The sequence below is a fragment of the Vibrio sp. JPW-9-11-11 genome, assembly GCF_013369335.1.
Classification (GTDB): Bacteria; Pseudomonadota; Gammaproteobacteria; order Enterobacterales; family Vibrionaceae; genus Vibrio.
Map to the genome: position 1 here is coordinate 1 of NZ_SZQJ01000013.1, position 23,996 is coordinate 23,996.

The following is a 23,996-nucleotide window of genomic DNA, read 5'->3' on the forward strand; positions in this document are numbered from 1 at the left end:
GAATCAATTGAAAATACGCAACAAGCCATCAATAACTTTGAGAATTTTGAAGGTGAGTTACGTTATTCAATTATAGAAAAAAGTACAGGGCGCTTTCTTGGTGCAATAGGGTTAATTATTCGCGATAAATCAGTACCGTTTTTTGAAATTGGTTATTGGATGCGTAGTTCAAGTGTTGGTAATGGTTTCATTTCTGAAGCAGTGAAAGCAATAGAGTCATACGCGTTTAATGAACTTAACGCTAACCGAGTTGAAATCAAAGCTGCTGAACAGAACTTGAAAAGTCGAATGGTAGCAGAGCGAGGCGGGTATACTTTTGAAGGTATTTTACGTAACGACCGAAGATTGCCGTCTGGTGAATTGAGTGGCACGGCAGTTTATTCGAAAACAGGCATATAACAAAGCATTTAAGAGTGATTCGCAACGCTTGGCAGTTTCGCTTCGCTCAAGTATAGCCAAGCGCCGCTCACACCTTAATGCGGCGTTATGTTTACTTGTATTTCAATGGCTTAAAATTCTTCGATCTCTGTTCTTTGTCCCTTTGGCGATTCGTTCGAGTTGTCTCAGCAAATCCGCATTGTCTGCCTAAATTCGTGAACTTCTCAACCCGTAAAACATGTCAATGTTCGCGGGTTGCTTCATTTGCAGGTCGTGGCGGTTGGTTTCAAATTTCACTGGCTCTAAGTCGCTTGCAGCGTATTTGCCAAGTAGCATGTCAGCTTGGCAGTTGCCTCGGCAATTTGGCATTGTTCTGTGCTTTGGTTGGAAAGAGAGGGCGCTTGTTGAACGTTTATCGGGTTGCCTCATTGGGCAGGGAAGTGGGCTTATTGGCTTTGTGTTTCGCGCCTCTGGCGGCCAATTGAGTACAAGTTTGTGATTCACTTCTTGAAACGCGCGCAACAAAGCAGTTCTTTACCATGTAAATCAGTCGTTTGTGGTAAAACATAACAAACAATTCAAGCAGACCCTCAACGCGTGGCACTTTTGGGTTGCGTCGGGTTTCGTGTTGCCGAGCAATGCGGAAAGTGAGTCAGTGCGTTTCGGGCTACTTAATTGGGCGTTAGGGCTTACTACAAAAAATTGCAAGGATGGCGAAATGGTAAGGTTTTATCTAGTTCTTACTTTATTAGGTATATTGCTACCGTATGGAGCGTTAGTTCCTTGGGTAGTAACCAATGGCTTAGATATTAGTCTTTTACTTAGTGAAGCAGTGGCGAACCCCATTAGTATAATGGCTTGGCTTGATGTCTTGGTTGGTGCTATTGCTTTGATAGGCTTTATTTTAGTGGACGGGCAAAGATATAAAGTGAAGTATCGGTATTTTGCTGTGTTGGGAACTTTGTCAGTTGGTGTGTCGTTTGGCCTCCCAATGTATCTTTACTTCAAAGGAAAACAGTCTCTTCAACCACAGCCCTAACAAGGCGTTTAAGACGGATTCACAACGCTTGGCGATCTTAGTTCAAGTTGAATTTAGTGTTTAAGGTACAATGGCTTAAGTGCGGTGGCCTGCGTTGCTCACCACTTAACGCGGCGTTAGGCTAATCGTGGTGAAATTCATATTTCATCCCCATTTCAAGAGAAATCGAGACCTGTTTTCTTGCCTGAGATGTGAGCAAAAGTAGTATGTGCTGTAGAACTCCAATTCGAGTCAATTTAGCAGGTAACAAGTGAATATACTTCTAATCATCGCTACAGTTTTTTCAGCCAAATTTATCGGTTCACAAATGGGGTTCACCTATAACCTGTTTTCAGATCCATTCAGTCTTAAACTAGCTGTTATCGACTTTGGTCTGTTTGTCGTTGTCGGTGTGGTCCTAAGTTTTATTTACAACAAGGCCAAACATGTATTCAAGAACTTCAGGCAGAATTAGCCTAACAAAGCGTTTAAGACGGATTCACAACGCTTGGCGATTTCAGTTCCAGTTAGGTTAAGTGTTTAAGGTACAATGGTTTAGGTTTGGTGGTTGGCGTTGTTCACCACTTAACGCGGCGTTATAAGCTTTGGTCGAGAGAGGTCAAATGACAATAGTAGAGCAAATAGTTAATCGAGAAATTGAAGCTGTAATCGTATATGAGTCTAGTGATGTTATAGCCTTCGCTGATCATGATCCTATTAACTTTGGACATATACTGATCTGCCCAACCTACCCTTACGAAAGTTACATTGAATTACCAGACCAAGTTCTTACAGAAATTCAATCGGTGGCCAGAGACCTCTATCAACGTATTGAGCGAACTTTTGAACCAGATGGTATATCTTTTATTCAAAATAACGGTAAATTCAATGAGCTTTCACATTACCATCTCCATATTTTTCCTAGGTTTAATGGTGACAAATTTGGGTGGAAAAGTAGTGAGATTGGAGTTCAAAGCATAGAAAAACTGCGCGAATCTCTGGCACGCTTATAACAAACAATTCAAGCAGACCCTCAACGCTCAGCACTTTTGGTTTGCGTCGAGTTTTGTGTTGCCGAGGTATGCGGAAGGTTAGTCAGAGCGTTTCGGGCTACTTAATTGGGCGTTATATCAATGACACAATTACTATCAAAAAGAAGTAAATGACTATTATTTCAGGCGTGTGTGTTCTCTCCTTATTTAGTAGCATATGGGATATAGTTAATTAAGGTGAAGTTATATGTCAGTTTTACAGTTTTGTAAGGTAGATGAGATAACCGTATCTCCAAAAATGAAAGGGTACTTAGACCGTATCAATAGTAAAGTTGATCTAGGTAATCTTTTAGCTACATCGATCGCATCAAGCCAATTGGTTCAAATCTTTTCTGGAAGGGTCTCTGCTGGTAAGCAGTTAAAAAAGATATATGAACATGACTGGGAAGTGTTTAGTCATGTATTGATGTCTTCTCATTATATAACTAAAAATGAAGTGAATAAGATCGCTGATGAAGCGAGACTTTTTTCTAATGGTAATGAGTCAAAGTTTTGGGACTGTGTATATGAAGCTACCCGTTAGTGTATTTGCATTGATTTTCTCTATAAACGCAAGTGCTAATATTGAGAAATCCTTCAATATTCTTGAACTAAAAACTCAAGAATGCATGAACTTACCCAATACTCATATGTCGAGTATTGATGATCCTTGGTTATTATCTCTTGATTCAACGTCTAGAAAGGTCGCGTTGCTTCTAGTGAAAGATAAGCTCATGAGTAAATGTATCGAATCTGAAGAACGGAACTATGTATATCAGCTTTATCTTAAATACTCTCAAGAAAATGACGTGCAACCAATAGTTACTTGGTTAGAGCTTAAAAGAAATGGTTTGATAGAGCAATTCGATACAATCGTGGACAAGCCTTTTTTGAATAATGTTGCAAGGTTAAGTAACTCAGGAATTTTTGGTGCAGCATTCGATGTTAAAGATGCATTAAACGCAATTGACAATTGATATAACAAAGCATTTAAGAGTGATTCCCAACGCATGGCATTTTTCATTCCATCGTTGGGTTTCGTGTTTATGGCACAATGGTTTAGTGTCGTGGTAGCGTTGCTCACACCTTAATGCGGCGTTATGCGACTGAACAAAAAATCTTCTATATCTCTCTTTCTCGCTTTCTTTGGCAGTCGGTTTTCGGTGTCGGCAATTTAGTATTGTCGGCCCAAGTTCTTGAATCATTCAGGCCGTAAAACATGCCAAAGTCCGTGGGTTGCCTCATTGGTTTTCAGTGTTGGTTCGTGGCGAGTTTGGCTGGCGCAAAGTGGGGCAAGGACAAGTTTATCGGTAGTTCTTCTTCGCTGGTCTGCCGCCGCGTTGAGTTTCTCGAAGCAAAAGCTGAGTCATGCGCTGGAGTTCACCATTAGTCACTTGTCGGGAGTGAAGCTGTAACATAGTGACTTCGGCTGTTCAGTGAATCACAAAAAGTACTTGGTTTGTTTTAGGTTCTCCTTGTCTAAGGTAATCTTCGTTTCTTCAACTTGGCTTATGCGTGTGAATTCGCATAACAAACAATTCAAGCAGACCCTCAACGCGTGGCACTTTTGGTTTGCGTTGGGTTTTGTGTTGCCGAGCAATGCGGAAAGTTAGCCAGGGCGTTTCGGGCTACTTAATTGGGCGTTAGGTGCTAGGGAGAAAACTGGAAGTCTTATGAAAATTAGAGAAGTCTGTGTGAAAGATGCTGAGTCTATGTTGGAGCTGATGCTTCAACTCGACAGTGAAACTAAGTTTATGATGCTAGAGAAGGGTGAAAGGAAAACAACCATCGAGCAACAGAAACAAATCCTTGAATCATTTGCTGAAAATAACACGAAATCTATGTTTGTTCTCTCTGATGACTTTGGCGTTCATGGTTTTGTCGCCGGTATCGGAAACTCAGCGAACCGAAATCGTCATTCCATGTATTGTGTTATGGGTATCAAACACTCTGCATCTGGAAAAGGGTATGGCAAAAAATTGTTAGGTTGCCTTGAAACTTGGGCTGTTGAGCGCGATTTTACAAGACTTGAACTGACAGTGATGTGTCACAACGAAAGAGCATACAATCTGTATTTGTCACAAGGCTTCGAAGTTGAGGGTACAAAGCGTAACTCTCTTAAAGTTGATGGTCAGTATGTAAATGAGTTTTATATGTCCAAATTGCTTCGCACCTAACAAACAATTTAAGAGTGATTCAGCACGCTTGGCATTTTTGGTTTGGGTTGAGTTTAGTGATTACGGTGGTCGAATTAAGTGTCGTGGTCGCGTGCTTCACACCTTAATTGGGCGTTATGTTTACTTGTATTTCAATGGCTTAAAAATCCTGCGATCTCTGTTTTTTGTCCCTTTGGCAATTCGTCCGAGTTGCCTCAGCAAATTCGCATTGTCGGCCTAAATCCGTGAATTTCTCAACCCGTAAAACATGTCAATGTTCGTGGGTTGCTTCATTTTCAGGTCGTGGGTGTTGGTTTCGAACCCCATTGGCTCTAAGTCGCTTGTAGATTCTTTGCCAAGTAGCATGTCAGCTTGGCAGTTGCCTCGGCAATTTGCCGTTGTCTTGCGCTTTGGTTGGAAAGATAGGGTGCTTGTTGTGAGTTAGTTGGGTTGCCTCATTGGGCAGGGAAGTGGATTTAGTCGCTTCATGTTTCGTGGCTCTGGCAGCCAAGTAAGATTGAGCTTGTGATTCACTTCTTGAAATGCGGCCAACAAAGCAGTTCTTTGCCAAACAAATCAGTCATTTGTGGTAAAACATAACAAACAATTCAAGCAGACCCTCAACGCGTGGCACTTTTGGTTTGCGTCGGCTTTGGTGTTTACGGTGCAATGCGGAAGGTTAGCCAGTGCGTTTCGGGCTACTTAATTGGGCGTTATATTTATCCGACATTAACAAACATGGAGGTTTGAAATGAGTAAAGAGATTACAGGCGGTTGCTGCTGCGAAAGTGTAGCCTTTAAGCTTAAAGATGACTTCGGTAAGTTCTTCTTTTGTCACTGTGAGCAGTGCCGAAAGCTCACAGGTTCGGCTCATGCATCGAACTTGTTTACTTCTCCTTCAAACATCGAATGGACTAAAGGGGAAGATAAAATAAAGCGCTATGATCATCCTACACGTTCATTTTCTAAGGCATTTTGCATAGATTGTGGTTCAGGTTTGCCATTTCTGACTCAAAGTGGAAAATTCCTGATTGTTCCGGCTGGCTCTTTAAACGAAGAGCCGTCAAAGCCCCTTGATGCTCAAATATTCACTGCAGAGCAAGCTGAGTGGCATAAATCAGGGTTGCAGGCAGTTAAGGTGGAAGGCTTCCCAAAATAAATATAACAAGCAATTTAAGAGGGATTCACAACGCTTGGCATTTTTGCTTCTACTTCAAATTTAGTGTTTATGGCACAATGCTTTAGGTGTGGGTGGAGGCGTCGTTCACCCCTTAATTGGGCGTTATGTTTACGGAGACTAAACATGATTTTACGTAAGTTAATGATAATGTTGTTGGTTTTGCTCTCATCGACTGCTTTTGCTGTAGAGCAAAGCTCAGATGTCAGTGAATTGCGCGAGAATGTAGAGATCAAAAAGCAAGAATATGATCGAGCCAAAAAAGCGTACGAGGATGCAAAAGCTAGTTTAGAAAGCGCTCTCAAATCCGCTGATAAAGATGAAGTTCCATGCACTTGCGTATTTAACAAAAATAGAGCCTGGAATCCTGGAAAAGTCATCTGGAGAGATGTTTTTTGGGAGTGTGCCAATTATAGAGATGACGGAACTTGCTCCAAGGTAAGGAAAGTTGAAGGGGCCGTCGTAGAGTAAACATAACAAACAATTCAAGCAGACCCTCAACGCTCAGCAATTTTGGTTTGCGTCGGGTTTGGTGTTGCCGAGTAATGCGGAAAGTGAGTCAGTGCGTTTCGGGCTACTTAATTGGGCGTTATGCCACTTTTATTTTACTTCTCATGGATGAGGATAGAATTAGATGCAATATGGGATTCAGCATCACATAGAAGTTACGGCAAAAGCTGCAGGAGCTGTGATTTTTAATCAACACAATGAAGTGTTATTGGTTCAAGAGCTAACCGGCTCAAAGAAAGGTCTATGGCATATACCGTCAGGTAGTGTTGAATCTACAGAGTTTCCTCAAGAGGCAGCGGTCAGGGAAATTGCAGAAGAAACGGGTTTAGAAGTTGCTTTAGAGAACTACTTAAATACCTATGCAGGACGTTTTGATGATGGTGAATTAGTATTACGTCATGTCTGGGTCGCAGATGTTAAAGACCAAGTCATATTGCCTAAGTTCAACCATGAAATAGGTTGTGCAAAGTTCTTCTCGTTAGCTGAAGTGCGGGATTTGTATGCTCGATCGAAGTTGCGGATGCACCATACATTTTTAATGATCAATGATGCTTATAAACAGCGGGAAAAATTGGCATAACAAACTGTTCAAGAGGGATTCGCAACGCGTGGCATTTTCACTATGCGTTGGTTTAAGTGTTTATGGTGGTATGCGGCGGCATCGGTATTGCGTTGCTCACCCCTTAACAGGGCGTTATACAAAAAGGAGAGATATACGTTAATGTTTGAATTATTAGTCCTAGCTGCTATCGGCTACATTATATGGAAATTCAAAGGAAAGGGCGCACCGAAGCCACAGCCTAAGTCTTGGGAAAATACGCCAAAGCGGAATAATGTGTCAGAAGAGCCTAAAGTTAAGGTAGAACATAAAAAGCAAAGTCACTTGGCTACTGAAAATGAGAGAAAGTTGTACTTTGCTCTACAAAAAGCGCTGCCTTCAGACTATATAATCCATAGTCAAGTATCATTAATGGCCTTAGTAAAACCTGTTAATTTTAAAAATAATTCACGAACGTGGGCTAAACGAATGGACTTTGTTATTACAGACAAAGCAACAAAAGTTTTGGCCGTAATTGAGCTTGACGATTCAACACATAATTGGAAGAAAAGACAAGAGCGTGATCAATACGTAAACGAAGCGCTAGAAGGGCATCATAAGTTGGTACGTTTTAGTACTAAACGTTTTTACGAGCCGTCTGAAATAGCAAGGGTATTGGAGCGCGAGACTGAAATTCAATGCAATAACTTCGAGGAAGTTTTTGTATAACAAAGCGTTTAAGACGGATTCCCAACGCTCGGCATTTTCGGTTTGATTCAGCTTTAGTGTTTACGGCACAATGGTTTAGGTGTGGTGGTCTGCGTTGCTCACCACTTAACGCGGCGTTAGGCTTACGTCGATATAATCAAATTTTCAATAGAGTTATTGGTATGGATGTACAGAAAAAATTAAAGTCAGTTGATGTAAGGTTACTGGATGAGATTTTCGAAATGGGTAGTGGATATGTCCTAGATTTTTCGAACCGAACATTCTCAGAGTTCTTTATTGAAGAGTTGGGTATTAATAATTGACAACCCTTGTTATGCTGTAGATGGTGGTAGTAAAGCCAAAAGGTTACGCTGTTACTTGCGACAAGCAAGCACCAATGAGATTGTAAAGGTATTGCTAGCATTATGGGATTATCGTGAAGCTATAAGACGCCGTTCTGGTCAAGTGGAGACCATGGAGGTGGCAAAATCTGAATTTTATCTACTAATTGAAAAACTAGGTGGAAAGGCTCCTGAAAGTGTTCATCGTAATACTACAAAAACGAGCTTTTAAAAAATGCCCAGCCACGTGGCAGATGAATTTTTAAACAAACTAATTAAAGTTAGTAGTTTAGAGCCGCAAGCTAGAGGTTATGCATTTGAAAAATTCTTAAAAGAACTCTTTGACGCTAATGGCTTGGATGGTCGTTCGTCTTTCCGGTTAATTGGGGAGCAGATAGATGGCAGTTTTGAAATGTCAGGTGAAACTTATCTTTTAGAAGCCAAGTGGACCAGTAAGCCCGTTGATGCCGCTGACCTGCGCTCGTTCAATGCAAAGGTTGAAGATAAAGCTTCATGGGCAAGAGGGCTTTTTATTAGTGATTGCGGTTTTTCCGAAGAGGGGCTATTGGCTTTTGGTAAAGGAAAAAGTTTGGTATGTATGGACGGTCTAGATCTTTGCAACATGCTGCAAGAAAAGCTTTCCTTGCAGGAAGTTTTGTCTAAAAAGGTTCGTCGGGCAGCAGAAACAGGCAATCCATTTGTTCGTTTAAGAGAGCTTCTCTAATACTGGACATATAAGCCTAACAAAGCATTTAAGAGTGATTCGCAACGCTTGGCGTTTTCGCTTCGCTCAAGTATAGCCAAGCGCCGCTCACACCTTAATGCGGCGTTAGGTGCTAAAGGTAATTTGGAAAGGAATAAAGTGAAAAGAAATCAAAGATGTTTTGGTCGAAATGCCAATCGCTCTCGCTGCGGGAGGCATGGCGAGTGGCGATTCTTTTGTTCGGAGCACAAAAATCAGTGGTTAGGATGGTTAGCTTTTTTGATCTTTACTGTTTGGGCTGGGACAGCCTCAATTGTAGGTTGGTTAGCTCCTTATTTTCCATCGGATGAAAAAACAAGCGCGTTGTATATAAAAGGCGCTCGCTTTGAGCCTGTACATAATTTTTTCATCTCTAATTACCAAGGCTTCCCCAATGACTTGTATGAAACATCGTTTTTATACTTAACAGTTTTGAACGTTAGTGATGCAGACATTTATATTACTTCACTTGAGGTGATTGATGTAAATAAAAGAGGGATTTTGTCAAATTCATACTCGAGTGCGGGTCTTAGTGATGACATAAGTAAGAACACGGTAGTAAATATACCTGCAGGTAAGGAGGTTGAAATTGGTTACTCTGGTGGTTTTAAGCTTTCTGGATTAGTGAAAGAATTAGATTTGAAAAGCTTTTCAAAAGAATACTATTTTTCAGATACGTATCCTAAATTTTCTTCAAGAACTAACCTAGTTCAAGAATTTAATAATAGGTTAGAAAATGTATTAGGCGGGGAAGCGAAAATTAAGGTTAAGTTTGGGAATTTGAAGTTCATTCTGTCGTGTGTGATGGAGAAACTGTCGTAACTGATGTTTCAATTACGGATAGTGTTCAAAAAGCTCGAGCTATAACATTTCACACTGTTGAAAATGGCTTAATAACTAAGCAAAAAGAGTTCTGGCCTGATCCTATGGAAGCACAGGAGTGGCGAGCAAAATGGGTTAAGGTCGTGCAGGAATAATAAGTTCCGCACTTAGTATCAAGTTTGAAGTGCGACACTTTTTACAGATGCGCATGAATATACTCCGTTGGTGTTCTATACCCAAGCCTTTTGCGTGGGCGCGTATTTAATTTGTGTGCAATTTCATTGCAGAGCTTCTGTGTCACGTGTGACATAGAAGTGCGTTTTGGTAAGTATTGTCGTATCAAGCCATTGGTGTTTTCATTAGTGCCTCGCTCCCATGAATGGTATGGATTTGCAAAGTAAAACAGGCAGTTATGATGTTTTTCTAATTGTGCATAACTATGAAATTCAGTGCCGTTATCCGCAGTTATCGTCTTAAAAGGTAAGTCAGAGCGGGTCATGATTTTGCTCATTCTTACGTTGAGCGACTCGCTTGTTCTATCGTCCATTTGTCCGATAAAAGTGTAGCCAGTCATTCTGTCGACTAAAGTCACGATACAGTGCTTGGTTCCGCGGCCAACGACGGTATCAATTTCCCAGTGACCAGGCTCTTTTCGATGCTCAGCTTTTGCAGGTCTTTCGGTAATATGGCGCTTTGCTGCCAGCCGACCTCGGCTGTCTTTTGAGTTATACCTTTTACGCCTTTTCTTAGTGGATTGGCGTAGGTGTTTCCATAGGGTTCCACCGAGAGTTTTGTCGTTCCAAATATGCTGATAAATGAGCTCGTGACTCATTGTTGGATAGCCTCTTACCCTTAGGTATCCGACGATTTGGTCAGGGCTCCAATCCAGTCGTAGCAAGGCTTCAGGTAACCTGAAGTCGATTTCGCTGTAACGCTTATTTCTCCGCGACCGGCTCAGCCGGTTGCGAGCCATTTGTTGGGCTCTCCATGCCTGATAGGAGTACCTTTTAAAGTGTCTGTTGTATCGGGAATTGCGTTCAATTTCTCGATAGATAGTGGCTTTGTGACGCCCCAGTTGTTTAGCTATTTTAGCGGTACTAATTCCTTGCTTTCTGAGCGCAGAAATCATATACCTTTCGTTCTCAGTGAGGTGCGTGTATTTCATGTTTTTTACTTCTTGGCGGGAGCAAACTTCATGATTATCGCATCTCACTGTTTTTATGTTCAGAGGTGTCGCACTTCGTACTTGAATCCAAGGCACCTAACAAAGCATTTAAGAGTGATTCGCAACGCTTGGCGTTTTCGCTTCGCTCAAGTATAGCCAAGCGTCGCTCACACCTTAATGCGGCGTTATGTGCTTCAGGCAGAAAATCTTATGGAGGAGATAGTGAAAGATCCAGATATCGAGCTTTCCAAGTGGAAACTAGAGAGGAAAAAAGGAAGTCTTAGGTTTACTATCCGTACATCATTTCCAGCAATCTTTGGCGTAATGGTAGGTCGAAGTATTGAACCATTGTTTATATCACAAGTTGCTTGGGGCTGGACGCAAACTGCCGATGTATTAGTCAGTGGGTTCTGGGGAGCAATTGGTGCTATCCCGGTAAGTTATGGGGTATGGTGTTGGCGTGAACAGAAGTATAAGCGTCATGCCGCTAATCTTTAGCAGCGCACATAACAATCAATTCAAGCAGACCCTCAACGCTCGGCGATTTTGGTTTGCGTCGAGTTTGGTGTTACCGAGCAATGCGGAAGGTGAGTCAGGGCGTTTCGGGCTACTTAATTGGGCGTTAGCAATATAGGAGTTTATATGAAAAAGTTGAGTGTTGTTCTGCTCTTATTGGTTTCAGTTTGTGTAAGAGCAAATGATGGTATTCCAGAAATGAATGATAAAAATGGGTATGTTGAGCCCTTTCAAATGTTTGACGATGTGTATTATGTCGGTGATAAATGGGTTTCTTCTTACGCTGTCGAGACAAATACAGGGCTAGTTATTATTGATACGCTAGACTTCCCTTATTCTAAATGGATACCGATTAATCTTAAAAAGTTAGGGTTAGAGAAAAAGCCAGTTACGCATATTTTAGCTACTCACGGGCATTCTGATCATGTTGGTGGGGCACAATACCTTCAGGCGAAGTATGGCTCTATAGTTGTGATGACCTCAAAAGGTCATGAGCTAGCGAAAAAACAAGCAGAGAAGAGTGAGGGAGCCAATAAATTTTTGCCGCCTAATGTAGACTTTATTGTTAAAGATGGAATGACTCTCGAAATCGGAGGGAAGCCGTTTAAATTTTATATTACACCAGGTCATACCGAGGGTGACTTTTCGCTGGATTTTATGGTGCAAGATAGCGGTGCACTATATCGTGCGTTTGTCGTCGGTGGGCATAGTTTGAGTGCCAAAAATCCAGAGTTAGCGAATCAATTTTTCAAAAGTATGGATAGAATCAGAGAGATTGCCTTAAAACCTCCTGTTGTAACTGTTAACCTAGCAAATCACCCACATAAAAATGATTTGTTCGCTAATCGCGATAAACGAAAAAACGGTGCAGAAATCAATCCATTTATAAGCAAGTCCAGCTTTTTTACATTTTTAGAGCAGCAGGAAAAATTAGCGAAAGAAAAATTAGTCAAGTAGCGAAGTCGGTTAAACCTGAACATTAAATAAAATCACTGAAACGGGAAATATTGCTAACAAACAATTTAAGAGTGATTCAGCACGCTTGGCATTTTTGGTTTGAGTTAAGTTTAGTGATTACGGTGGTCTATTAAGTGTCGTGGTCGCGTGCTTCACACCTTAATTGGGCGTTATAGCGCAAGGAGAAATCGAAGAGCGAATATCTATTGGGATTAATGGCGTTACTGACTTCAATGGTTGCTGCTATCGTTGGGTTTGGCGGTGGCATGCTTCTAATTGCAATTCTTCCTGTCTTCCTAACCCCTGCCTTGGTCATACCAATCCATGGTTTGGTTCGGTTAGCAAGTAACTCATCACGAATGTTGTTTTCATTACAGCATGTTAGATGGCAGTTGCTTCCGCGCTTCGTGGCTGGTTCAGTCATAGGAGCACTGACGATTGGTTATGGTTTATCTCATATTTCAATGGAGTACGTGCCAGTTGCAATTGGCCTGTATATTTTACTAAACCTGTGGAGTCCGCGCTTTTCAGTGTTAGTCAGTCGATACGAAAGCTATTATCTTATCGGCTTTTTGCAAACGGGGTTAGGGTTGGTAGTAGGTGCAACTGGGCCATTGAGTTTGAGCGTATTAACGAAACAACTGAAGTCGAAAGATGAGATCATAGCGACAAGCTCGTTATTTATGACGATCAGTCACCTAGCAAGAATCCCTGTTTATTTATCGTTCACTGAGAGCATGTTTTCTGACTCAGGTGTCATTGTTTGTATGGTCTTGGGCGCGATCTTGGGCTCGTTTATAGGAACGAAGTTTCGACTAAGTAGCAAAAATGACTATATTATTAAAATAATCAAGGTATTACTGACGTTGTTGTCGGTTAAAATGATAGGCGAAGTTGCGCTATAACAAAGCGTTTAAGAGTGATTCCAAACGCTTGCCGGTTTCGCTTCGCTCAAGTGTGGCAAGCGCTTGTCACACCTTAACGCGGCGTTATGTGCCAGTCTAAAATAGGTTAGAGTGCGGAGTCACAAATGATAGTAACCATTCAAGGACCAAGTTTTTACGGACAAGAAGACGAAGAAGTATTTTTCGCTTGTTTGTACTCATTACCAGAGTTTGAAAAGGTAGTTGGTGTTGGTCTAAATCTAGAAATTCATTTCAAGTCATCAGTTTCAGGTGATGTCATTAGGCGTTTGTTTGTTATTTGTCGTCGCTGGGGGGTAGATGTCAGTTCTCTAAAGAATCAGATTAGTTGTTTAGAGATTGAATCTTTGTTCTGGGATAAAGATATATCGTTACCTTAACAATGATGTTTGGCTGGTATAAATTGCTTGAAGTTAACAGAAAAGTATTGGTACCAGTCTTGATATATAGCGGGACATCCACTTGGTGGAAGTTTGCACATAACAAACTGTTTAAGAGTGATTCGCAACGCGTGGCATTTTTACTATGCGTTACGTTTAGTGTTTAAGGTGGCATGCGGAAGCATCGGTATTGCGTTGCTCACACCTTAACAGGGCGTTAGCAATATTCGAATAAAAATCATATCGGAAGGTTGAATCAATGAGTCAGACAGTTATTGTCGTCAGAGCAAACGAAAATTTGGATAAAAAGGTAATTAGTCAAATGGTCTCTCAGGGTTTTGCGCCAGGGTTTAAAGCCTCACTCGACAGGGTAAACACTGATATCAAGTATTTCGTTATAACTAATACCAGTAACGACCGCGCAGTGCTAGGCAGTGTTACTCATGCAGTTGAGCATGAATGCACTAAGCAAACAGAACAAAACCTTGAGGGAAGAATTGATATTTACTTTACAGATAGCAGTGAAGTAGATCCTATGCTGCTTTATGAAAATGTCGACTTTAATAACTCAAACCCTGTTCGTTACATTAATAAATACTGGTAGTTGTGAATGTAATATTGCTAACAAACAATTCAAGCAGACCCTCAACGCTCGGCGATTTTGGTTTGCGTTGGGTTTAGTGTTGCCAAGTAATGCGGAAGGTTAGCCAGTGCGTATCGGGCTACTTAATTGGGCGTTATAAGCCAGATCTAAATACGAAATTAATTATTATTAAAAGGAACTAAAAATAATGAAGCGTAGCTTGTTTTTTGCTTGTGCAATAGGAATTTCGATATTTACACTTGGATGTAAGAGTACCCCAGATTCTCCACCACTTAACCAACCCATGTCAGCACTTGAGGTAGAGAACACTCATATTGCAATTAAAGCTTTCTATGATGTTTGTCTAAGTACATCTCCTACCTTTGATGAAGCAGCTAAAAAAGCCAATGAATTTGGTAACTATGACTTTGACGAAGATGGCTTAGAAAATGAAAAAATGTTCATAGGTATTGATGATAACACTGACATAGCTGTTTTTGTTAGAGTGGCAGATGAGTATAGAAAGTGTCAGACAAGTACACCGAGAATTAGAGACAGAGATTCACGAAGTGAGTTTATCCGTTATCTAAGGCATAAGTTTAAAGTTGGTACAGGTACGAATCTACAGATGACATCATTTCCTTTCAGAGTCGATACCACAGATGGCATGTCACTAATATTTTCCCACATAAGTAGTAGTGATGGTGATACATTCCTAATGCTGTCTACAAAATATGATTGATTATTAGTAATTAAAACATAAAAGAAGGCTATAATTTAGTCTTTGTTAATTGAATCAAAGGCTTATAACAAGCAATTTAAGAGGGATTCTCAACGCTTGGCACTTTTTGCTTCTACTTCAAATTTAGTGTTTATGGCACAATGCTTTAGGTTTGGGTGGATGCGTTGTTCACCCCTTAATTGGGCGTTATGCGTAGATGGAGGAAACATGGAAAATCAGGGAAAGCTGTTCTTCTTCTGTGGCAAGATGGGGTCAGGAAAATCGACTAAATCTAAGGTCGTGGCTGCTGAAAATAATGCAGTCCTAATTTCAGAAGACGATTGGTTGTCGGCTCATTATCCTTCAAAAATTCAAACATTTGACGACTACATTAAGTACTCTAATCTCATTAAGCCTTTCGTTAAAAGCCATGTTCAAAGTTTGTTGAATGTTGGGGTTAACGTTGTCATGGATTTTCCAGCAAATACTATTAAGCAAAGAGCTTGGTTCGTATCACTGTGCGTTGAAGTAAGTAGTGAGCATGAGCTCTGGTATTTAGACTTAGCAGATGAGCAATGTTTATCCCAAATTGCTAAGCGCAGAGTAGAACAACCTGAAAGAGCTATGTTTGACACAGAGGCTGTATTTCATCATGTAACTCAGTATTTTGAAGCCCCAGCAGCGAGTGAAAAACTCAGTCTGGTACGTGTGGGATAATACGCATAACAAAGCGTTTAAGAGTGATTCGTAACGCTTGGCATTTTTAATTTGCGTTGGTTTTGGTGTTTAAGGCGTAATGCAGAAAGTTCGGTATTGCGTTACTCACACCTTAACGCGGCGTTAGTCGCCAGAAAAAGCTAGCAATCAAAATCATGTTTCTTAGCTCAAAATTTGGCAGCTGTTTGTTTGGTATACAGATTCATCGTCGATGGTCAAAACTCAGTTTCTGCTGTTTTAAGCCCAAAGCTTGGCAAGTGTCCCAGCGATTGTTTTGTTCTTTGGTGCTGACAGAACAGGGCAATCGAGAGTCTGTTTTTGGTTGCAAATCTGCTCGGTGAGTTTGTTGGTTTAAAGCTCATTTACTTGCTGAAATGACGTTTTCTCTGGTGTTGTTAGTTCCACGTGGTTTCAGTGACTTTGTTGAAAGTCCGCACTGTGAGATTGGCTTTCCAAAGGCTCTTTCTGGTGTTGTCAGTCCGTTTTCTGCGGCGTTGTTAATTCCAAGTGGTTTCATTGAGTAGCCGCTTTGAGACTACGCCTGACTTAAATGCATCAAAGCACATAAAGTTTGTTGTTCGCAAAGTTTAGTTCGGCTTAGAATTGTCGCTCGGTGCCTCGCGACTAACAAACTGCTCAAGAGGGATTCGCAACGCGTGGCATTTTTACTATGCGTTGAATTTAGTGATTGAGGTGGTATGCAGCGGCTTTGTATTGCGTTGCTCACCCCTTAGCAGGGCGTTATGTACTAAGGAGGCAGGATGCCAAAAACGTATTCCGGTTAATGTCACTGTGGTCTCATTAAATTCGAAGTTTTAGCCGATATTGACCATCTTCGAGAGTGTAATTGTTCCATTTGTATCCGTAGAGGTGCGCTTAATTTTAGAGTACCAAAAGAGAATTTGACGGTTCTAACTCCCCTCGAAAATGCGGTTTTATATCAATGGGGCAGTGAGACCGCCGAAGACTACTTTTGCCCTAAATGCGGCATTCTGCCGTTTCGTAAACCGAGTCAATTGACCAAAGCTGAAATCGCGGCAGGCAAAGTTCCATTTACTGGCTGGGCTGTGAATGCTCGTTGTCTTAGTGGGTTAAATATCAGTGAAATTCCAGTCGTGAAAATAGATGGGGCATCCCTCTGAGCACGTACATAACAAAGCGTTTAAGACGGATTCCCAACGCTCGGCATTTTTGGTTTGATTCAGCTTTAGTGTTTACGGCACAATGGTTTAGGTTAGGTGGTAGCGTTGCTCACCACTTAACGCGGCGTTATGCGTAATAGATGGACTACGGAGTATTAGATGGAAGTAGTAGAAGCGGAAAAATCGGATTTAGATTCATTCTTTGCGTATCTTGAAAATCAGCTGTCTGAAAATGGTAATGGAGAAGTTCCTATTTTCCAGCCAATGTCTAGAGAGCAAAGTGAAATTCCAGAAGCAACAAAAGATAAGTTTATCAAAGGCTTTTCCCATCACTTTGGCGATTTAGGTTGGAGAAAGCTTTGGGTTGTAAAAGACACCTCTGGAAGTATCAAAGGTCACATTGATCTTCGCCACCACGGTGATGAAAACCGTTCTCATCGCGTTCTACTCGGTATGGGCGTAGATGTTTCCTGTCGGAAGCAAGGTATTGGTCAACGACTCATTGATGCGGTTATAAATTTCTGCCAAGAAAAAGCCGAAATTGACTGGCTTGATCTTTGTGTATTATCAGAGAATTTCCCAGCAAAGAACCTCTACCTAAAAGCAGGGTTCGACGTTGTTGGGGAGTTCAAAGATCAATATAGAATCGACGGTTTGTCAGTCTCGGAAATAGTAATGACAAAGTACGTCAAAAATTACGCATAACAAAGCATTTAAGACTGATTCGCAACGCTTGGCGTTTTCGCTTCGCTCAAGTATAGCCAAGCGCCGCTCACACCTTAATGCGGCGTTATAAGCCTTAATTGGATATTGGTAAATATGGAAACAGATAGACTTAAACTACTACCCCCTTCAATGGAGTATCAACCTCTGATGCTTGAAGCGATACTGGAAAGCCAAGATGAACTTGGTGCCTATCTTCCTTGGGTTCCATATGCGTTAACAGAAGCTGAATCAATTGAAAATACGCAACAAGCCATCAATAACTTTGAGAATTTTGAAGGTGAGTTACGTTATTCAATTATAGAAAAAAGTACAGGGCGCTTTCTTGGTGCAATAGGGTTAATTATTCGCGATAAATCAGTACCGTTTTTTGAAATTGGTTATTGGATGCGTAGTTCAAGTGTTGGTAATGGTTTCATTTCTGAAGCAGTGAAAGCAATAGAGTCATACGCGTTTAATGAACTTAACGCTAACCGAGTTGAAATCAAAGCTGCTGAACAGAACTTGAAAAGTCGAATGGTAGCAGAGCGAGGCGGGTATACTTTTGAAGGTATTTTACGTAACGACCGAAGATTGCCGTCTGGTGAATTGAGTGGCACGGCAGTTTATTCGAAAACAGGCATATAACAAAGCATTTAAGAGTGATTCGCAACGCTTGGCAGTTTCGCTTCGCTCAAGTATAGCCAAGCGCCGCTCACACCTTAATGCGGCGTTATGTTTACTTGTATTTCAATGGCTTAAAATTCTTCGATCTCTGTTCTTTGTCCCTTTGGCAATTCATTCGAGTTGCCTCAGCAAATCCGCATTGTCGGCCCAAATTCGTGAATCTCTCAGCCAGTAAAACATGTCAATATTCGTGGGTTGCTTCATTTTCAGGTCGTGTCGGATGGCTTTAAGTGTCACTGGCTCAAAGTCGCTTTGAGTGTATTTTCCACGTAGCATGTTGGCTTGGCAGTTGCCTCGGCAATTTGCCATTGTACTGCGCTTTGGTTGGAAAGAGAGGGCGCTTGTTGAGGCGAAGTCGGGTTGCCTCATTGGGCAGGGAAGTGGAATTACTTGTTTTAGGTTGGTCGCCTTTGGCGGTCAAGTTGGTTCTTGCCTTGTGGTTCAGTTCAGAAAATTAGTCAGAAATGGCAGTTCTTTCTCAAGTAAATCATGTGTTTGTGGTAAAACATAACAAACAATTCAAGCAGACCCTCAACGCGTGGCACTTTTGGTTTGCGTCGGGTTTTGTGTTGCCGAGCAATGCGGAAAGTGAGCCAAGGCGTTTCGGGCTACTTAATTGGGCGTTAGCTGTCACTCGAAAAACGTGAGTTTAAGAGGGGATAGCTTTCAGGGTAATAAGGTCATTACCCTGGCGCTGTATTTGGTACTTATTGGCTAAGTTCTACTCCCAGAACTTCCACCATTTCTTACTATTCTCTTCTCGCTTTTCTTTGCCCTTATCAGAGCCTTTGTCAACTTCATTTCGAGTTTGATCTGCTTTCTTTTCTTTCTGCTTTTCGAATCCAGACTTCTTGTCTTTAACTTTTTCTTTTAGCTCTTCGACTTCTTCTTGCTCATCTTTAAGTTCTTCCAACTCGCGTTCGAGAGCTTTTTTGTCTTTTTTGCTTTTAGCTTTCTTAGCCTTATCCTTTTTTTCTTCGATTAGCTTTTCAAGTTCATCTTCACGTTCTTCAATTTGAGTTTCAGCTTTTTTCAAATCGGAAATCGATTTTACGTCCTCTAGGTTTGGTTTCCCTTTGCCAGCCCATTCAGGTTTTTCCGCCAAAGCAGCTGGTCCCATAAACGTAAGAAGGCTTGCTAATGCAATAACATTTGTCTTTTTCATGATAAAACTCCTTTAAATCATGCTATTAACATATACACTACAATGAATGGCATCAAGCGGTTTAATACCATTAGTGAAGGGTGTGAACTTAGTATCAAGTTTGAAGTGCGACACTTTTTACAGATGCGCATGAATATACTCCGTTGGTGTTCTATACCCAAGCCTTTTGCGTGGGCGCGTATTTAATTTGTGTGCAATTTCATTGCAGAGCTTCTGTGTCACGTGTGACATAGAAGTGCGTTTTGGTAAGTATTGTCGTATCAAGCCATTGGTGTTTTCATTAGTGCCTCGCTCCCATGAATGGTATGGATTTGCAAAGTAAAACAGGCAGTTATGATGTTTTTCTAATTGTGCATAACTATGAAATTCAGTGCCGTTATCCGCAGTTATCGTCTTAAAAGGTAAGTCAGAGCGGGTCATGATTTTGCTCATTCTTACGTTGAGCGACTCGCTTGTTCTATCGTCCATTTGTCCGATAAAAGTGTAGCCAGTCATTCTGTCGACTAAAGTCACGATACAGTGCTTGGTTCCGCGGCCAACGACGGTATCAATTTCCCAGTGACCAGGCTCTTTTCGATGCTCAGCTTTTGCAGGTCTTTCGGTAATATGGCGCTTTGCTGCCAGCCGACCTCGGCTGTCTTTTGAGTTATACCTTTTACGCCTTTTCTTAGTGGATTGGCGTAGGTGTTTCCATTGGGTTCCACCGAGAGTTTTGTCGTTCCAAATATGCTGATAAAGGTGCTCGTGACTCATTGTTGGATAGCCTCTTACCCTTAGGTATCCGACGATTTGGTCAGGGCTCCAATCCAGTCGTAGCAAGGCTTCAGGTAACCTGAAGTCGATTTCGCTGTAACGCTTATTTCTCCGCGACCGGCTCAGCCGGTTGCGAGCCATTTGTTGGGCTCTCCATGCCTGATAGGAGTACCTTTTAAAGTGTCTGTTGTATCGGGAATTGCGTTCAATTTCTCGATAGATAGTGGCTTTGTGACGCCCCAGTTGTTTAGCTATTTTAGCGGTACTAATTCCTTGCTTTCTGAGCGCAGAAATCATATACCTTTCGTTCTCAGTGAGGTGCGTGTATTTCATGTTTTTTACTTCTTGGCGGGAGCAAACTTCATGATTATCGCATCTCACTGTTTTTATGTTCAGAGGTGTCGCACTTCGTACTTGAATCCAAGTAAGCTAACAAACTGTTTAAGAGTGATTCGCAACGCGTGGCATTTTTAGTATGCGTTGGTTTTGTTGTTTAAGTTGGTATGCAGCGGCTTCGGTATTGCGTTGCTCACACCTTAACAGGGCGTTATAAAACAGAGGCTAAAATGGCATTAGGTAATTTATCTATCCGACTTTCACGGGAGCGAGCTTTGCGTTCGTTCTAACTGTTGTTGATAAAGGTGAGTTGATCTCGGCTAGTCAATTACTACAATTTTCTACAATATTTTATATTACAGCTCTAGTTCTCAATGCTTTGTTTTCATTTGGTTATTACATGTCTGAAGACAAGGATAATTTCGATGACAAAGTTGCTAAGTACTGGATAATTAGACGCTTTAGCAGCCTGTCTCAGTGGTCATTTATATTTGCGACAACTGCTTTAATTGTTTACTTGATAAATATAGTTCTTGCCTCGTGGGGAGTCGTTTTATAACAAACAGTTCAAGTGGGATTCACAACGCGTGGCATTTTTACTGTGCGTTGGTTTTAGTGTTTAAGGCGGTATGCAGCAGCTTCGGTATTGCGTTGTTCACCCCTTAACTGGGCGTTAGGTGCTTGGAGGAAATAATGAATTCAAAGGAAGTTGTCCTAGCTTTTTGGGATGCGATGAAAACTAATGACTTTGCCAAAGCTAGTGAGTGGCTTAGTCCTAATTTCGAAGGCTTTTGGCCTCAATCAAATGAACTTACAGTGGGTAGAGAAAATTTCACAGCTATCAATTCTTATTACCCTGCAAATGGTGTTTGGGAGTTTGAAGTTCATTCGGTCGTCTGTGACGGTGAAACGGTCGTAACTGATGTTTCGATTACAGATAGTGTTCAAAAAGCCCGCGCTATTACTTTTAATACCGTTGAAAACGGTTTAATCATCAAGCAAAAAGAATTCTGGCCTGATCCTATGGAAGCACAAGAATGGCGCTCAAAATGGGTAAAGGTCGTACAAGAATAAGCTACGCACCTAACAAACAATTTAAGAGGGATTCCCAACGCTTGGCATTTTTGGTGTTACTTCCAATTTAGTGTTTATGGCACAATGCTTTAGGTTGGGTGGTAGCGTTGCTCACCCCTTAATTGGGCGTTAGGTGTTTAAAGGAAAATTATGATACACAACGAACAAGATTTCTGCGATTGGTTGGATACTCAGTTGTCAGAGGATATTCCTGAACGGATAATTGCGTTTAATATAAACATTTACGAGTCCCCATTTCTGGTCGAAATTGTCGGTTCTGAAGAGTTTGATTTGGACAATGAGGATTGGGCTTGCAATGAAGATTGGCTACCAAACAAACGGCAAATTAAAGTCAGTGAATCACTATTCGGTAGTTCTTGGCAAACGGCAGAGCAAAATTTACTTCAGTTTACAAAGCAGTACGTAAACTCGTGTGGTTCTATTAGCCAAAAAGCTTTGTCCAACAAAAGTTTAAGTATTGGGTTTGTAGACGGCAACCTAAATATAGTGAAACACACCTAACAAACGCTTTAAGACGGATTCGCAACGTTCGGCGGTTTTGGTTTGAATTAACTGTTGTGTTTACGGTGCAATAGTTGCGTTTCGTGGTAGCGTTGCTCACCACTTAAGCGGGCGTTATGCAAATGAGGAGAATTAACATGTTAGATAGTGAAAAAATCGAATTAGTTGAATCTTATGTCAGTCGCTACAATTCTTTTGATGTGTCTGGACTACTCGATCTCCTTGACGATGATGTAGTGTTCGAGAATGAGTCAAATGGAGAAATTACTGCTCGTTCAGACGGCAAAGCTGAGTTTGAAAGTTTGGCTTCTGAGTCGGCAAAGATTTTTAGTGCTCGTCAGCAAGTTGTGACAGCTATAGAGATGTCGGAGCTGGCAGCGACGGTCAACATTGACTATACGGGGACTTTGGCAATAGACCTGCCTAACGGTCTCAAAGCGGGTCAGGTTTTGGAGTTGAAAGGTCAAACATACTTTGAATTTCAAAATGGCAAAATCAGCCACATAAAAGATGTCAGCTAAATTTGCATAACAAACAATTTAAGCAGATTCGCAACGCTCGGCACTTTTGGCTTAAATCAGTTTTAGTGTTTACGGCACAATGGTTTAGGTGTGGTGGTCGCGTTGCTCACTACTTAATTGGGCGTTATATGCTTATGTATACATAAAAGACTTCTTTTTCGAATCATTCTTAACTAAAATCAATGTTTTAATAACTAATTTGGCTATTCAATGTTAAACAACAAAATATTGCTCACTTTACTATCTACAAGTATTTTAATTTCGGGTTGCGGTAAAGACGAGTCTACTTCCCCTTTCTCTACTGTAGCGAATCAGATGACGGAAGGGTATTCGAACGTGATCGTGTTCGATGATGGTCAGTCGACAAAGCAAATAGACAGTTCGGAATATTCCTACACTAAAGATGGTGATACTAAAAATACACATGAAGCCATTAACAAAAAGAAGCATGTCCTTAACAAGAATAACGACATTAATGCTATTGCTAGTGTTTATAGATTAAAAGATGGTTTGGGTAAAGAGTGCGTCATTGTGCACAAAAATAGTATTGATATTAATGTTCTGAAACATGAAGTTGGGCATTGTTTTACTCCATTAAGGTATAAAAATAACAAGTTTCATGTTAAGGGAGGGACTTCGGAATATAATGAGTATTTAAACGAGTTATCCGCCGATGTAGTCGCAGCGGCCCTAGATTATCAACTGGAAAAAAATCTAAAATATATAGATTTAAGAATTGCTAATATTAACTCTAAAGGTGATGGAGCGGTTAACTATAAACTAATCTCACCTTATCTCATTGAGCTGAAAGACGTATTGAAGAATATGAATTTTGAGTATAAGACAAAGGAGGAAAATTTGACCAGGTTAATGAATATTCTTTCGAAAAATAATCCACCTATGTCTGAGGCAGAATACTACGAAGCTCTTCGCACATCTAAAAGCTGAAAGTGACAATAAAGTCTTAGCGGAACCATTGATTGTTACAGGTTAATGGTTTCCATTCGCATATAACAATCTGTTTAAGAGTGATTCTCAACGCTTGGCATTTTTGCTATGCGTTGCGTTTGTGTTTAAGGTGGTATGCGGGCGCTTCGGTATTGCGTTGCTCACACCTTAACAGGGCGTTATGTGAATAGGAGGTTCCAGTGAACAAGGTAGTCAAAGAACGCTTCGATGAATATCCGGAAAATGCTCGTATTAGGCTAGAGGAGTTAAGAAATCTAGTCTTTCAAATCGCATCTGATTTGGAGCTGGGTGAAGTTGATTAAACTCTAAAGTGGGGTGAGCCTAGCTATAGTGTAAAAACAGGCAACCCGCTAAGAATGGACTGGAAGCTGAAATCTCCTAATAATTATTACCTGTTCTTTAATTGCCAAACTAAGTTGGTCGATACATTTAGAGAATTGTATGGTGAAGAACTGGTGTTTCAGGGAAACAGAGCAATAGTTCTGTCCTTATCGCAAGTGTTACCAGAGACAGCAATCAAATCCTGTTTAGAGTTAGCTTTAACCTATCAGCAGCGTAAACATTTACCTCTTTTAGGCGCGTGAAAAATTCACTTAGTATCAAGTTTGAAGTGCGACACTTTTTACAGATGCGCATGAATATACTCCGTTGGTGTTCTATACCCAAGCCTTTTGCGTGGGCGCGTATTTAATTTGTGTGCAATTTCATTGCAGAGCTTCTGTGTCACGTGTGACATAGAAGT

30 protein-coding genes and 4 pseudogenes are annotated in these 23,996 nt (G+C 41.1%); 28 read left to right on the top strand and 6 right to left on the bottom strand.

Going from position 1 to position 23,996, the window contains the following annotated elements; genetic code table 11:
* Positions 1 to 399, top strand: a 399-nt coding sequence (locus FCU94_RS15140; protein ID WP_176289355.1) for a GNAT family N-acetyltransferase, incomplete at its 5' end; no start/stop codon positions are given.
* A 186-nt stretch (positions 400 to 585) separates the two neighbouring features.
* Here FCU94_RS15140 and FCU94_RS15145 read toward each other — a convergent pair.
* Complete coding sequence (locus tag FCU94_RS15145) at positions 586 to 747, bottom strand: hypothetical protein (protein ID WP_176289356.1); 162 nt, start codon at positions 745 to 747, stop codon at positions 586 to 588.
* A gap of 349 nt (positions 748 to 1,096) precedes the next feature.
* Here FCU94_RS15145 and FCU94_RS15150 point away from each other — a divergent pair, with 349 nt between their 5' ends.
* The 12 genes and pseudogenes from FCU94_RS15150 to FCU94_RS19325 form a co-directional block, all read left to right on the top strand.
* Positions 1,097 to 1,417, top strand: coding sequence for a DUF2834 domain-containing protein (locus tag FCU94_RS15150; RefSeq protein WP_176289357.1), 321 nt, complete (start codon positions 1,097 to 1,099; stop codon positions 1,415 to 1,417).
* Between the two features lie 602 nt (positions 1,418 to 2,019).
* Positions 2,020 to 2,409 (top strand): HIT family protein, encoded by a 390-nt coding sequence (locus FCU94_RS15155; RefSeq protein WP_017100563.1) that lies wholly within the window; start codon positions 2,020 to 2,022, stop codon positions 2,407 to 2,409.
* Between the two features lie 226 nt (positions 2,410 to 2,635).
* On the top strand, positions 2,636 to 2,971 hold the full coding sequence (locus tag FCU94_RS15160; RefSeq protein WP_176289358.1) for a hypothetical protein: 336 nt from the start codon (positions 2,636 to 2,638) through the stop codon (positions 2,969 to 2,971).
* Positions 2,955 to 3,404 carry a hypothetical protein gene (locus FCU94_RS15165; protein WP_176289359.1) on the top strand — a complete coding sequence of 150 codons (450 nt, stop codon included), beginning with the start codon at positions 2,955 to 2,957 and terminating at the stop codon, positions 3,402 to 3,404. The genes FCU94_RS15160 and FCU94_RS15165 overlap by 17 nt, the downstream gene beginning before the upstream one ends.
* A gap of 696 nt (positions 3,405 to 4,100) precedes the next feature.
* The gene (locus tag FCU94_RS15170) at positions 4,101 to 4,604 is read left to right on the top strand and encodes a GNAT family N-acetyltransferase (protein ID WP_176289360.1); all 504 of its coding nucleotides are present in this window, start codon (positions 4,101 to 4,103) and stop codon (positions 4,602 to 4,604) included.
* Positions 4,605 to 5,334: 730 nt separating this feature from the next.
* Positions 5,335 to 5,742, top strand: coding sequence for a GFA family protein (locus FCU94_RS15175; protein ID WP_176289361.1), 408 nt, complete (start codon positions 5,335 to 5,337; stop codon positions 5,740 to 5,742).
* A 144-nt stretch (positions 5,743 to 5,886) separates the two neighbouring features.
* Positions 5,887 to 6,231: a hypothetical protein gene (locus tag FCU94_RS15180; protein WP_176289362.1), complete on the top strand. Its 345-nt coding sequence runs from the start codon at positions 5,887 to 5,889 to the stop codon at positions 6,229 to 6,231.
* Positions 6,232 to 6,394: 163 nt separating this feature from the next.
* Positions 6,395 to 6,850, top strand: coding sequence for an NUDIX domain-containing protein (locus tag FCU94_RS15185; RefSeq protein ID WP_176289363.1), 456 nt, complete (start codon positions 6,395 to 6,397; stop codon positions 6,848 to 6,850).
* Between the two features lie 141 nt (positions 6,851 to 6,991).
* Positions 6,992 to 7,537 (top strand): DUF2726 domain-containing protein, encoded by a 546-nt coding sequence (locus FCU94_RS15195; protein WP_140201626.1) that lies wholly within the window; start codon positions 6,992 to 6,994, stop codon positions 7,535 to 7,537.
* A gap of 567 nt (positions 7,538 to 8,104) precedes the next feature.
* Positions 8,105 to 8,581, top strand: coding sequence for a restriction endonuclease (locus tag FCU94_RS19225; RefSeq protein WP_217906470.1), 477 nt, complete (start codon positions 8,105 to 8,107; stop codon positions 8,579 to 8,581).
* A gap of 138 nt (positions 8,582 to 8,719) precedes the next feature.
* The gene (locus FCU94_RS15205) at positions 8,720 to 9,421 is read left to right on the top strand and encodes a hypothetical protein (RefSeq protein ID WP_176289365.1); all 702 of its coding nucleotides are present in this window, start codon (positions 8,720 to 8,722) and stop codon (positions 9,419 to 9,421) included.
* Positions 9,370 to 9,576: pseudogene (locus FCU94_RS19325) on the top strand (nuclear transport factor 2 family protein); the annotation flags it as partial. The gene FCU94_RS15205 and the pseudogene FCU94_RS19325, both read left to right, overlap by 52 nt.
* Positions 9,577 to 9,617: 41 nt before the next feature.
* Here the strand turns inward: FCU94_RS19325 and FCU94_RS15210 are convergent.
* Entirely contained in the window at positions 9,618 to 10,586 is a 969-nt protein-coding gene (locus tag FCU94_RS15210) for an IS30-like element ISVa6 family transposase (protein WP_176289366.1), read from the bottom strand.
* A gap of 222 nt (positions 10,587 to 10,808) precedes the next feature.
* Here FCU94_RS15210 and FCU94_RS15215 point away from each other — a divergent pair, with 222 nt between their 5' ends.
* From FCU94_RS15215 to FCU94_RS15270, 10 genes and pseudogenes are all read left to right on the top strand, one after another.
* Positions 10,809 to 11,084, top strand: coding sequence for a hypothetical protein (locus FCU94_RS15215; protein ID WP_441351749.1), 276 nt, complete (start codon positions 10,809 to 10,811; stop codon positions 11,082 to 11,084).
* A gap of 144 nt (positions 11,085 to 11,228) precedes the next feature.
* Positions 11,229 to 12,059 (top strand): MBL fold metallo-hydrolase, encoded by an 831-nt coding sequence (locus FCU94_RS15220; protein WP_176289368.1) that lies wholly within the window; start codon positions 11,229 to 11,231, stop codon positions 12,057 to 12,059.
* Between the two features lie 215 nt (positions 12,060 to 12,274).
* Entirely contained in the window at positions 12,275 to 12,964 is a 690-nt protein-coding gene (locus FCU94_RS15225; RefSeq protein ID WP_176289369.1) for a sulfite exporter TauE/SafE family protein, read from the top strand.
* Positions 12,965 to 13,089: 125 nt separating this feature from the next.
* Positions 13,090 to 13,362 carry a hypothetical protein gene (locus tag FCU94_RS15230; RefSeq protein ID WP_176289370.1) on the top strand — a complete coding sequence of 91 codons (273 nt, stop codon included), beginning with the start codon at positions 13,090 to 13,092 and terminating at the stop codon, positions 13,360 to 13,362.
* Between the two features lie 259 nt (positions 13,363 to 13,621).
* Positions 13,622 to 13,966, top strand: a complete 345-nt coding sequence (locus FCU94_RS15240; protein ID WP_176289371.1) for a hypothetical protein — start codon at positions 13,622 to 13,624, stop codon at positions 13,964 to 13,966.
* A 187-nt stretch (positions 13,967 to 14,153) separates the two neighbouring features.
* Complete coding sequence (locus FCU94_RS15245) at positions 14,154 to 14,687, top strand: hypothetical protein (protein WP_176289372.1); 534 nt, start codon at positions 14,154 to 14,156, stop codon at positions 14,685 to 14,687.
* Positions 14,688 to 14,894: 207 nt separating this feature from the next.
* Entirely contained in the window at positions 14,895 to 15,383 is a 489-nt protein-coding gene (locus FCU94_RS15250; protein WP_138955630.1) for an AAA family ATPase, read from the top strand.
* A 797-nt stretch (positions 15,384 to 16,180) separates the two neighbouring features.
* Positions 16,181 to 16,525, top strand: a pseudogene (locus FCU94_RS15260) (GFA family protein); the annotation flags it as partial.
* Positions 16,526 to 16,684: 159 nt separating this feature from the next.
* Positions 16,685 to 17,230: a GNAT family N-acetyltransferase gene (locus tag FCU94_RS15265; protein ID WP_176289373.1), complete on the top strand. Its 546-nt coding sequence runs from the start codon at positions 16,685 to 16,687 to the stop codon at positions 17,228 to 17,230.
* Positions 17,231 to 17,344: 114 nt separating this feature from the next.
* Complete coding sequence (locus FCU94_RS15270) at positions 17,345 to 17,875, top strand: GNAT family N-acetyltransferase (RefSeq protein ID WP_176289374.1); 531 nt, start codon at positions 17,345 to 17,347, stop codon at positions 17,873 to 17,875.
* Positions 17,876 to 18,025: 150 nt separating this feature from the next.
* Here the strand turns inward: FCU94_RS15270 and FCU94_RS15275 are convergent, their stop codons facing one another.
* From FCU94_RS15275 to FCU94_RS15285, 3 genes are all read right to left on the bottom strand, one after another.
* On the bottom strand, positions 18,026 to 18,223 hold the full coding sequence (locus tag FCU94_RS15275) for a hypothetical protein (protein WP_176289375.1): 198 nt from the start codon (positions 18,221 to 18,223) through the stop codon (positions 18,026 to 18,028).
* 412 nt (positions 18,224 to 18,635) lie between these two features.
* Entirely contained in the window at positions 18,636 to 19,079 is a 444-nt protein-coding gene (locus tag FCU94_RS15280) for a hypothetical protein (protein ID WP_176289376.1), read from the bottom strand.
* 117 nt (positions 19,080 to 19,196) lie between these two features.
* Complete coding sequence (locus tag FCU94_RS15285; RefSeq protein WP_176289377.1) at positions 19,197 to 20,165, bottom strand: IS30-like element ISVa6 family transposase; 969 nt, start codon at positions 20,163 to 20,165, stop codon at positions 19,197 to 19,199.
* A 696-nt stretch (positions 20,166 to 20,861) separates the two neighbouring features.
* On the opposite strand from FCU94_RS15285, the gene FCU94_RS15300 reads away from it, so the two are divergent.
* The 5 genes and pseudogenes from FCU94_RS15300 (at position 20,862) to FCU94_RS15325 (ending at position 23,838) form a co-directional block, all read left to right on the top strand.
* Positions 20,862 to 21,242: a nuclear transport factor 2 family protein gene (locus tag FCU94_RS15300; RefSeq protein WP_176289379.1), complete on the top strand. Its 381-nt coding sequence runs from the start codon at positions 20,862 to 20,864 to the stop codon at positions 21,240 to 21,242.
* Between the two features lie 150 nt (positions 21,243 to 21,392).
* A complete protein-coding gene (locus FCU94_RS15305) occupies positions 21,393 to 21,764 on the top strand; it encodes a hypothetical protein (RefSeq protein WP_176289380.1) in 372 nt (123 codons plus the stop codon).
* A gap of 137 nt (positions 21,765 to 21,901) precedes the next feature.
* Entirely contained in the window at positions 21,902 to 22,285 is a 384-nt protein-coding gene (locus FCU94_RS15310) for a nuclear transport factor 2 family protein (RefSeq protein ID WP_176289381.1), read from the top strand.
* Between the two features lie 210 nt (positions 22,286 to 22,495).
* Entirely contained in the window at positions 22,496 to 23,233 is a 738-nt protein-coding gene (locus tag FCU94_RS15315) for a hypothetical protein (protein WP_176289382.1), read from the top strand.
* Between the two features lie 200 nt (positions 23,234 to 23,433).
* A pseudogene (locus FCU94_RS15325) lies at positions 23,434 to 23,838 on the top strand (DUF1801 domain-containing protein).
* 38 nt (positions 23,839 to 23,876) lie between these two features.
* On the opposite strand, the pseudogene FCU94_RS15330 reads toward FCU94_RS15325, so the two are convergent.
* Positions 23,877 to 23,996: pseudogene (locus FCU94_RS15330) on the bottom strand (IS30 family transposase); the annotation flags it as partial.

Bases quoted from the DNA above. Each gene is read 5' to 3' on its own strand.
- FCU94_RS15225 (WP_176289369.1), top strand. From the start codon at position 12,275: ATGGCGTTACTGACTTCAATGGTTGCTGCTATCGTTGGGTTTGGCGGT.
- FCU94_RS15250 (WP_138955630.1), top strand. From the start codon at position 14,895: ATGGAAAATCAGGGAAAGCTGTTCTTCTTCTGTGGCAAGATGGGGTCA.
- FCU94_RS15165 (WP_176289359.1), top strand. From the start codon at position 2,955: ATGAAGCTACCCGTTAGTGTATTTGCATTGATTTTCTCTATAAACGCA.
- FCU94_RS15145 (WP_176289356.1), bottom strand. From the start codon at position 747: ATGCCAAATTGCCGAGGCAACTGCCAAGCTGACATGCTACTTGGCAAA.
- FCU94_RS15180 (WP_176289362.1), top strand. From the start codon at position 5,887: ATGATTTTACGTAAGTTAATGATAATGTTGTTGGTTTTGCTCTCATCG.
- FCU94_RS15300 (WP_176289379.1), top strand. From the start codon at position 20,862: ATGAATTCAAAGGAAGTTGTCCTAGCTTTTTGGGATGCGATGAAAACT.
- FCU94_RS15160 (WP_176289358.1), top strand. From the start codon at position 2,636: ATGTCAGTTTTACAGTTTTGTAAGGTAGATGAGATAACCGTATCTCCA.
- FCU94_RS15245 (WP_176289372.1), top strand. From the start codon at position 14,154: ATGAAGCGTAGCTTGTTTTTTGCTTGTGCAATAGGAATTTCGATATTT.
- FCU94_RS15285 (WP_176289377.1), bottom strand. From the start codon at position 20,165: ATGAAATACACGCACCTCACTGAGAACGAAAGGTATATGATTTCTGCG.
- FCU94_RS15270 (WP_176289374.1), top strand. From the start codon at position 17,345: ATGGAAACAGATAGACTTAAACTACTACCCCCTTCAATGGAGTATCAA.
- FCU94_RS15220 (WP_176289368.1), top strand. From the start codon at position 11,229: ATGAAAAAGTTGAGTGTTGTTCTGCTCTTATTGGTTTCAGTTTGTGTA.
- FCU94_RS15310 (WP_176289381.1), top strand. From the start codon at position 21,902: ATGTTAGATAGTGAAAAAATCGAATTAGTTGAATCTTATGTCAGTCGC.
- FCU94_RS15175 (WP_176289361.1), top strand. From the start codon at position 5,335: ATGAGTAAAGAGATTACAGGCGGTTGCTGCTGCGAAAGTGTAGCCTTT.
- FCU94_RS15265 (WP_176289373.1), top strand. From the start codon at position 16,685: ATGGAAGTAGTAGAAGCGGAAAAATCGGATTTAGATTCATTCTTTGCG.
- FCU94_RS15280 (WP_176289376.1), bottom strand. From the start codon at position 19,079: ATGAAAAAGACAAATGTTATTGCATTAGCAAGCCTTCTTACGTTTATG.
- FCU94_RS15240 (WP_176289371.1), top strand. From the start codon at position 13,622: ATGAGTCAGACAGTTATTGTCGTCAGAGCAAACGAAAATTTGGATAAA.
- FCU94_RS15150 (WP_176289357.1), top strand. From the start codon at position 1,097: ATGGTAAGGTTTTATCTAGTTCTTACTTTATTAGGTATATTGCTACCG.
- FCU94_RS15195 (WP_140201626.1), top strand. From the start codon at position 6,992: ATGTTTGAATTATTAGTCCTAGCTGCTATCGGCTACATTATATGGAAA.
- FCU94_RS15230 (WP_176289370.1), top strand. From the start codon at position 13,090: ATGATAGTAACCATTCAAGGACCAAGTTTTTACGGACAAGAAGACGAA.
- FCU94_RS15185 (WP_176289363.1), top strand. From the start codon at position 6,395: ATGCAATATGGGATTCAGCATCACATAGAAGTTACGGCAAAAGCTGCA.
- FCU94_RS15315 (WP_176289382.1), top strand. From the start codon at position 22,496: ATGTTAAACAACAAAATATTGCTCACTTTACTATCTACAAGTATTTTA.
- FCU94_RS15170 (WP_176289360.1), top strand. From the start codon at position 4,101: ATGAAAATTAGAGAAGTCTGTGTGAAAGATGCTGAGTCTATGTTGGAG.
- FCU94_RS15275 (WP_176289375.1), bottom strand. From the start codon at position 18,223: ATGGCAAATTGCCGAGGCAACTGCCAAGCCAACATGCTACGTGGAAAA.
- FCU94_RS15210 (WP_176289366.1), bottom strand. From the start codon at position 10,586: ATGAAATACACGCACCTCACTGAGAACGAAAGGTATATGATTTCTGCG.
- FCU94_RS15305 (WP_176289380.1), top strand. From the start codon at position 21,393: ATGATACACAACGAACAAGATTTCTGCGATTGGTTGGATACTCAGTTG.
- FCU94_RS15155 (WP_017100563.1), top strand. From the start codon at position 2,020: ATGACAATAGTAGAGCAAATAGTTAATCGAGAAATTGAAGCTGTAATC.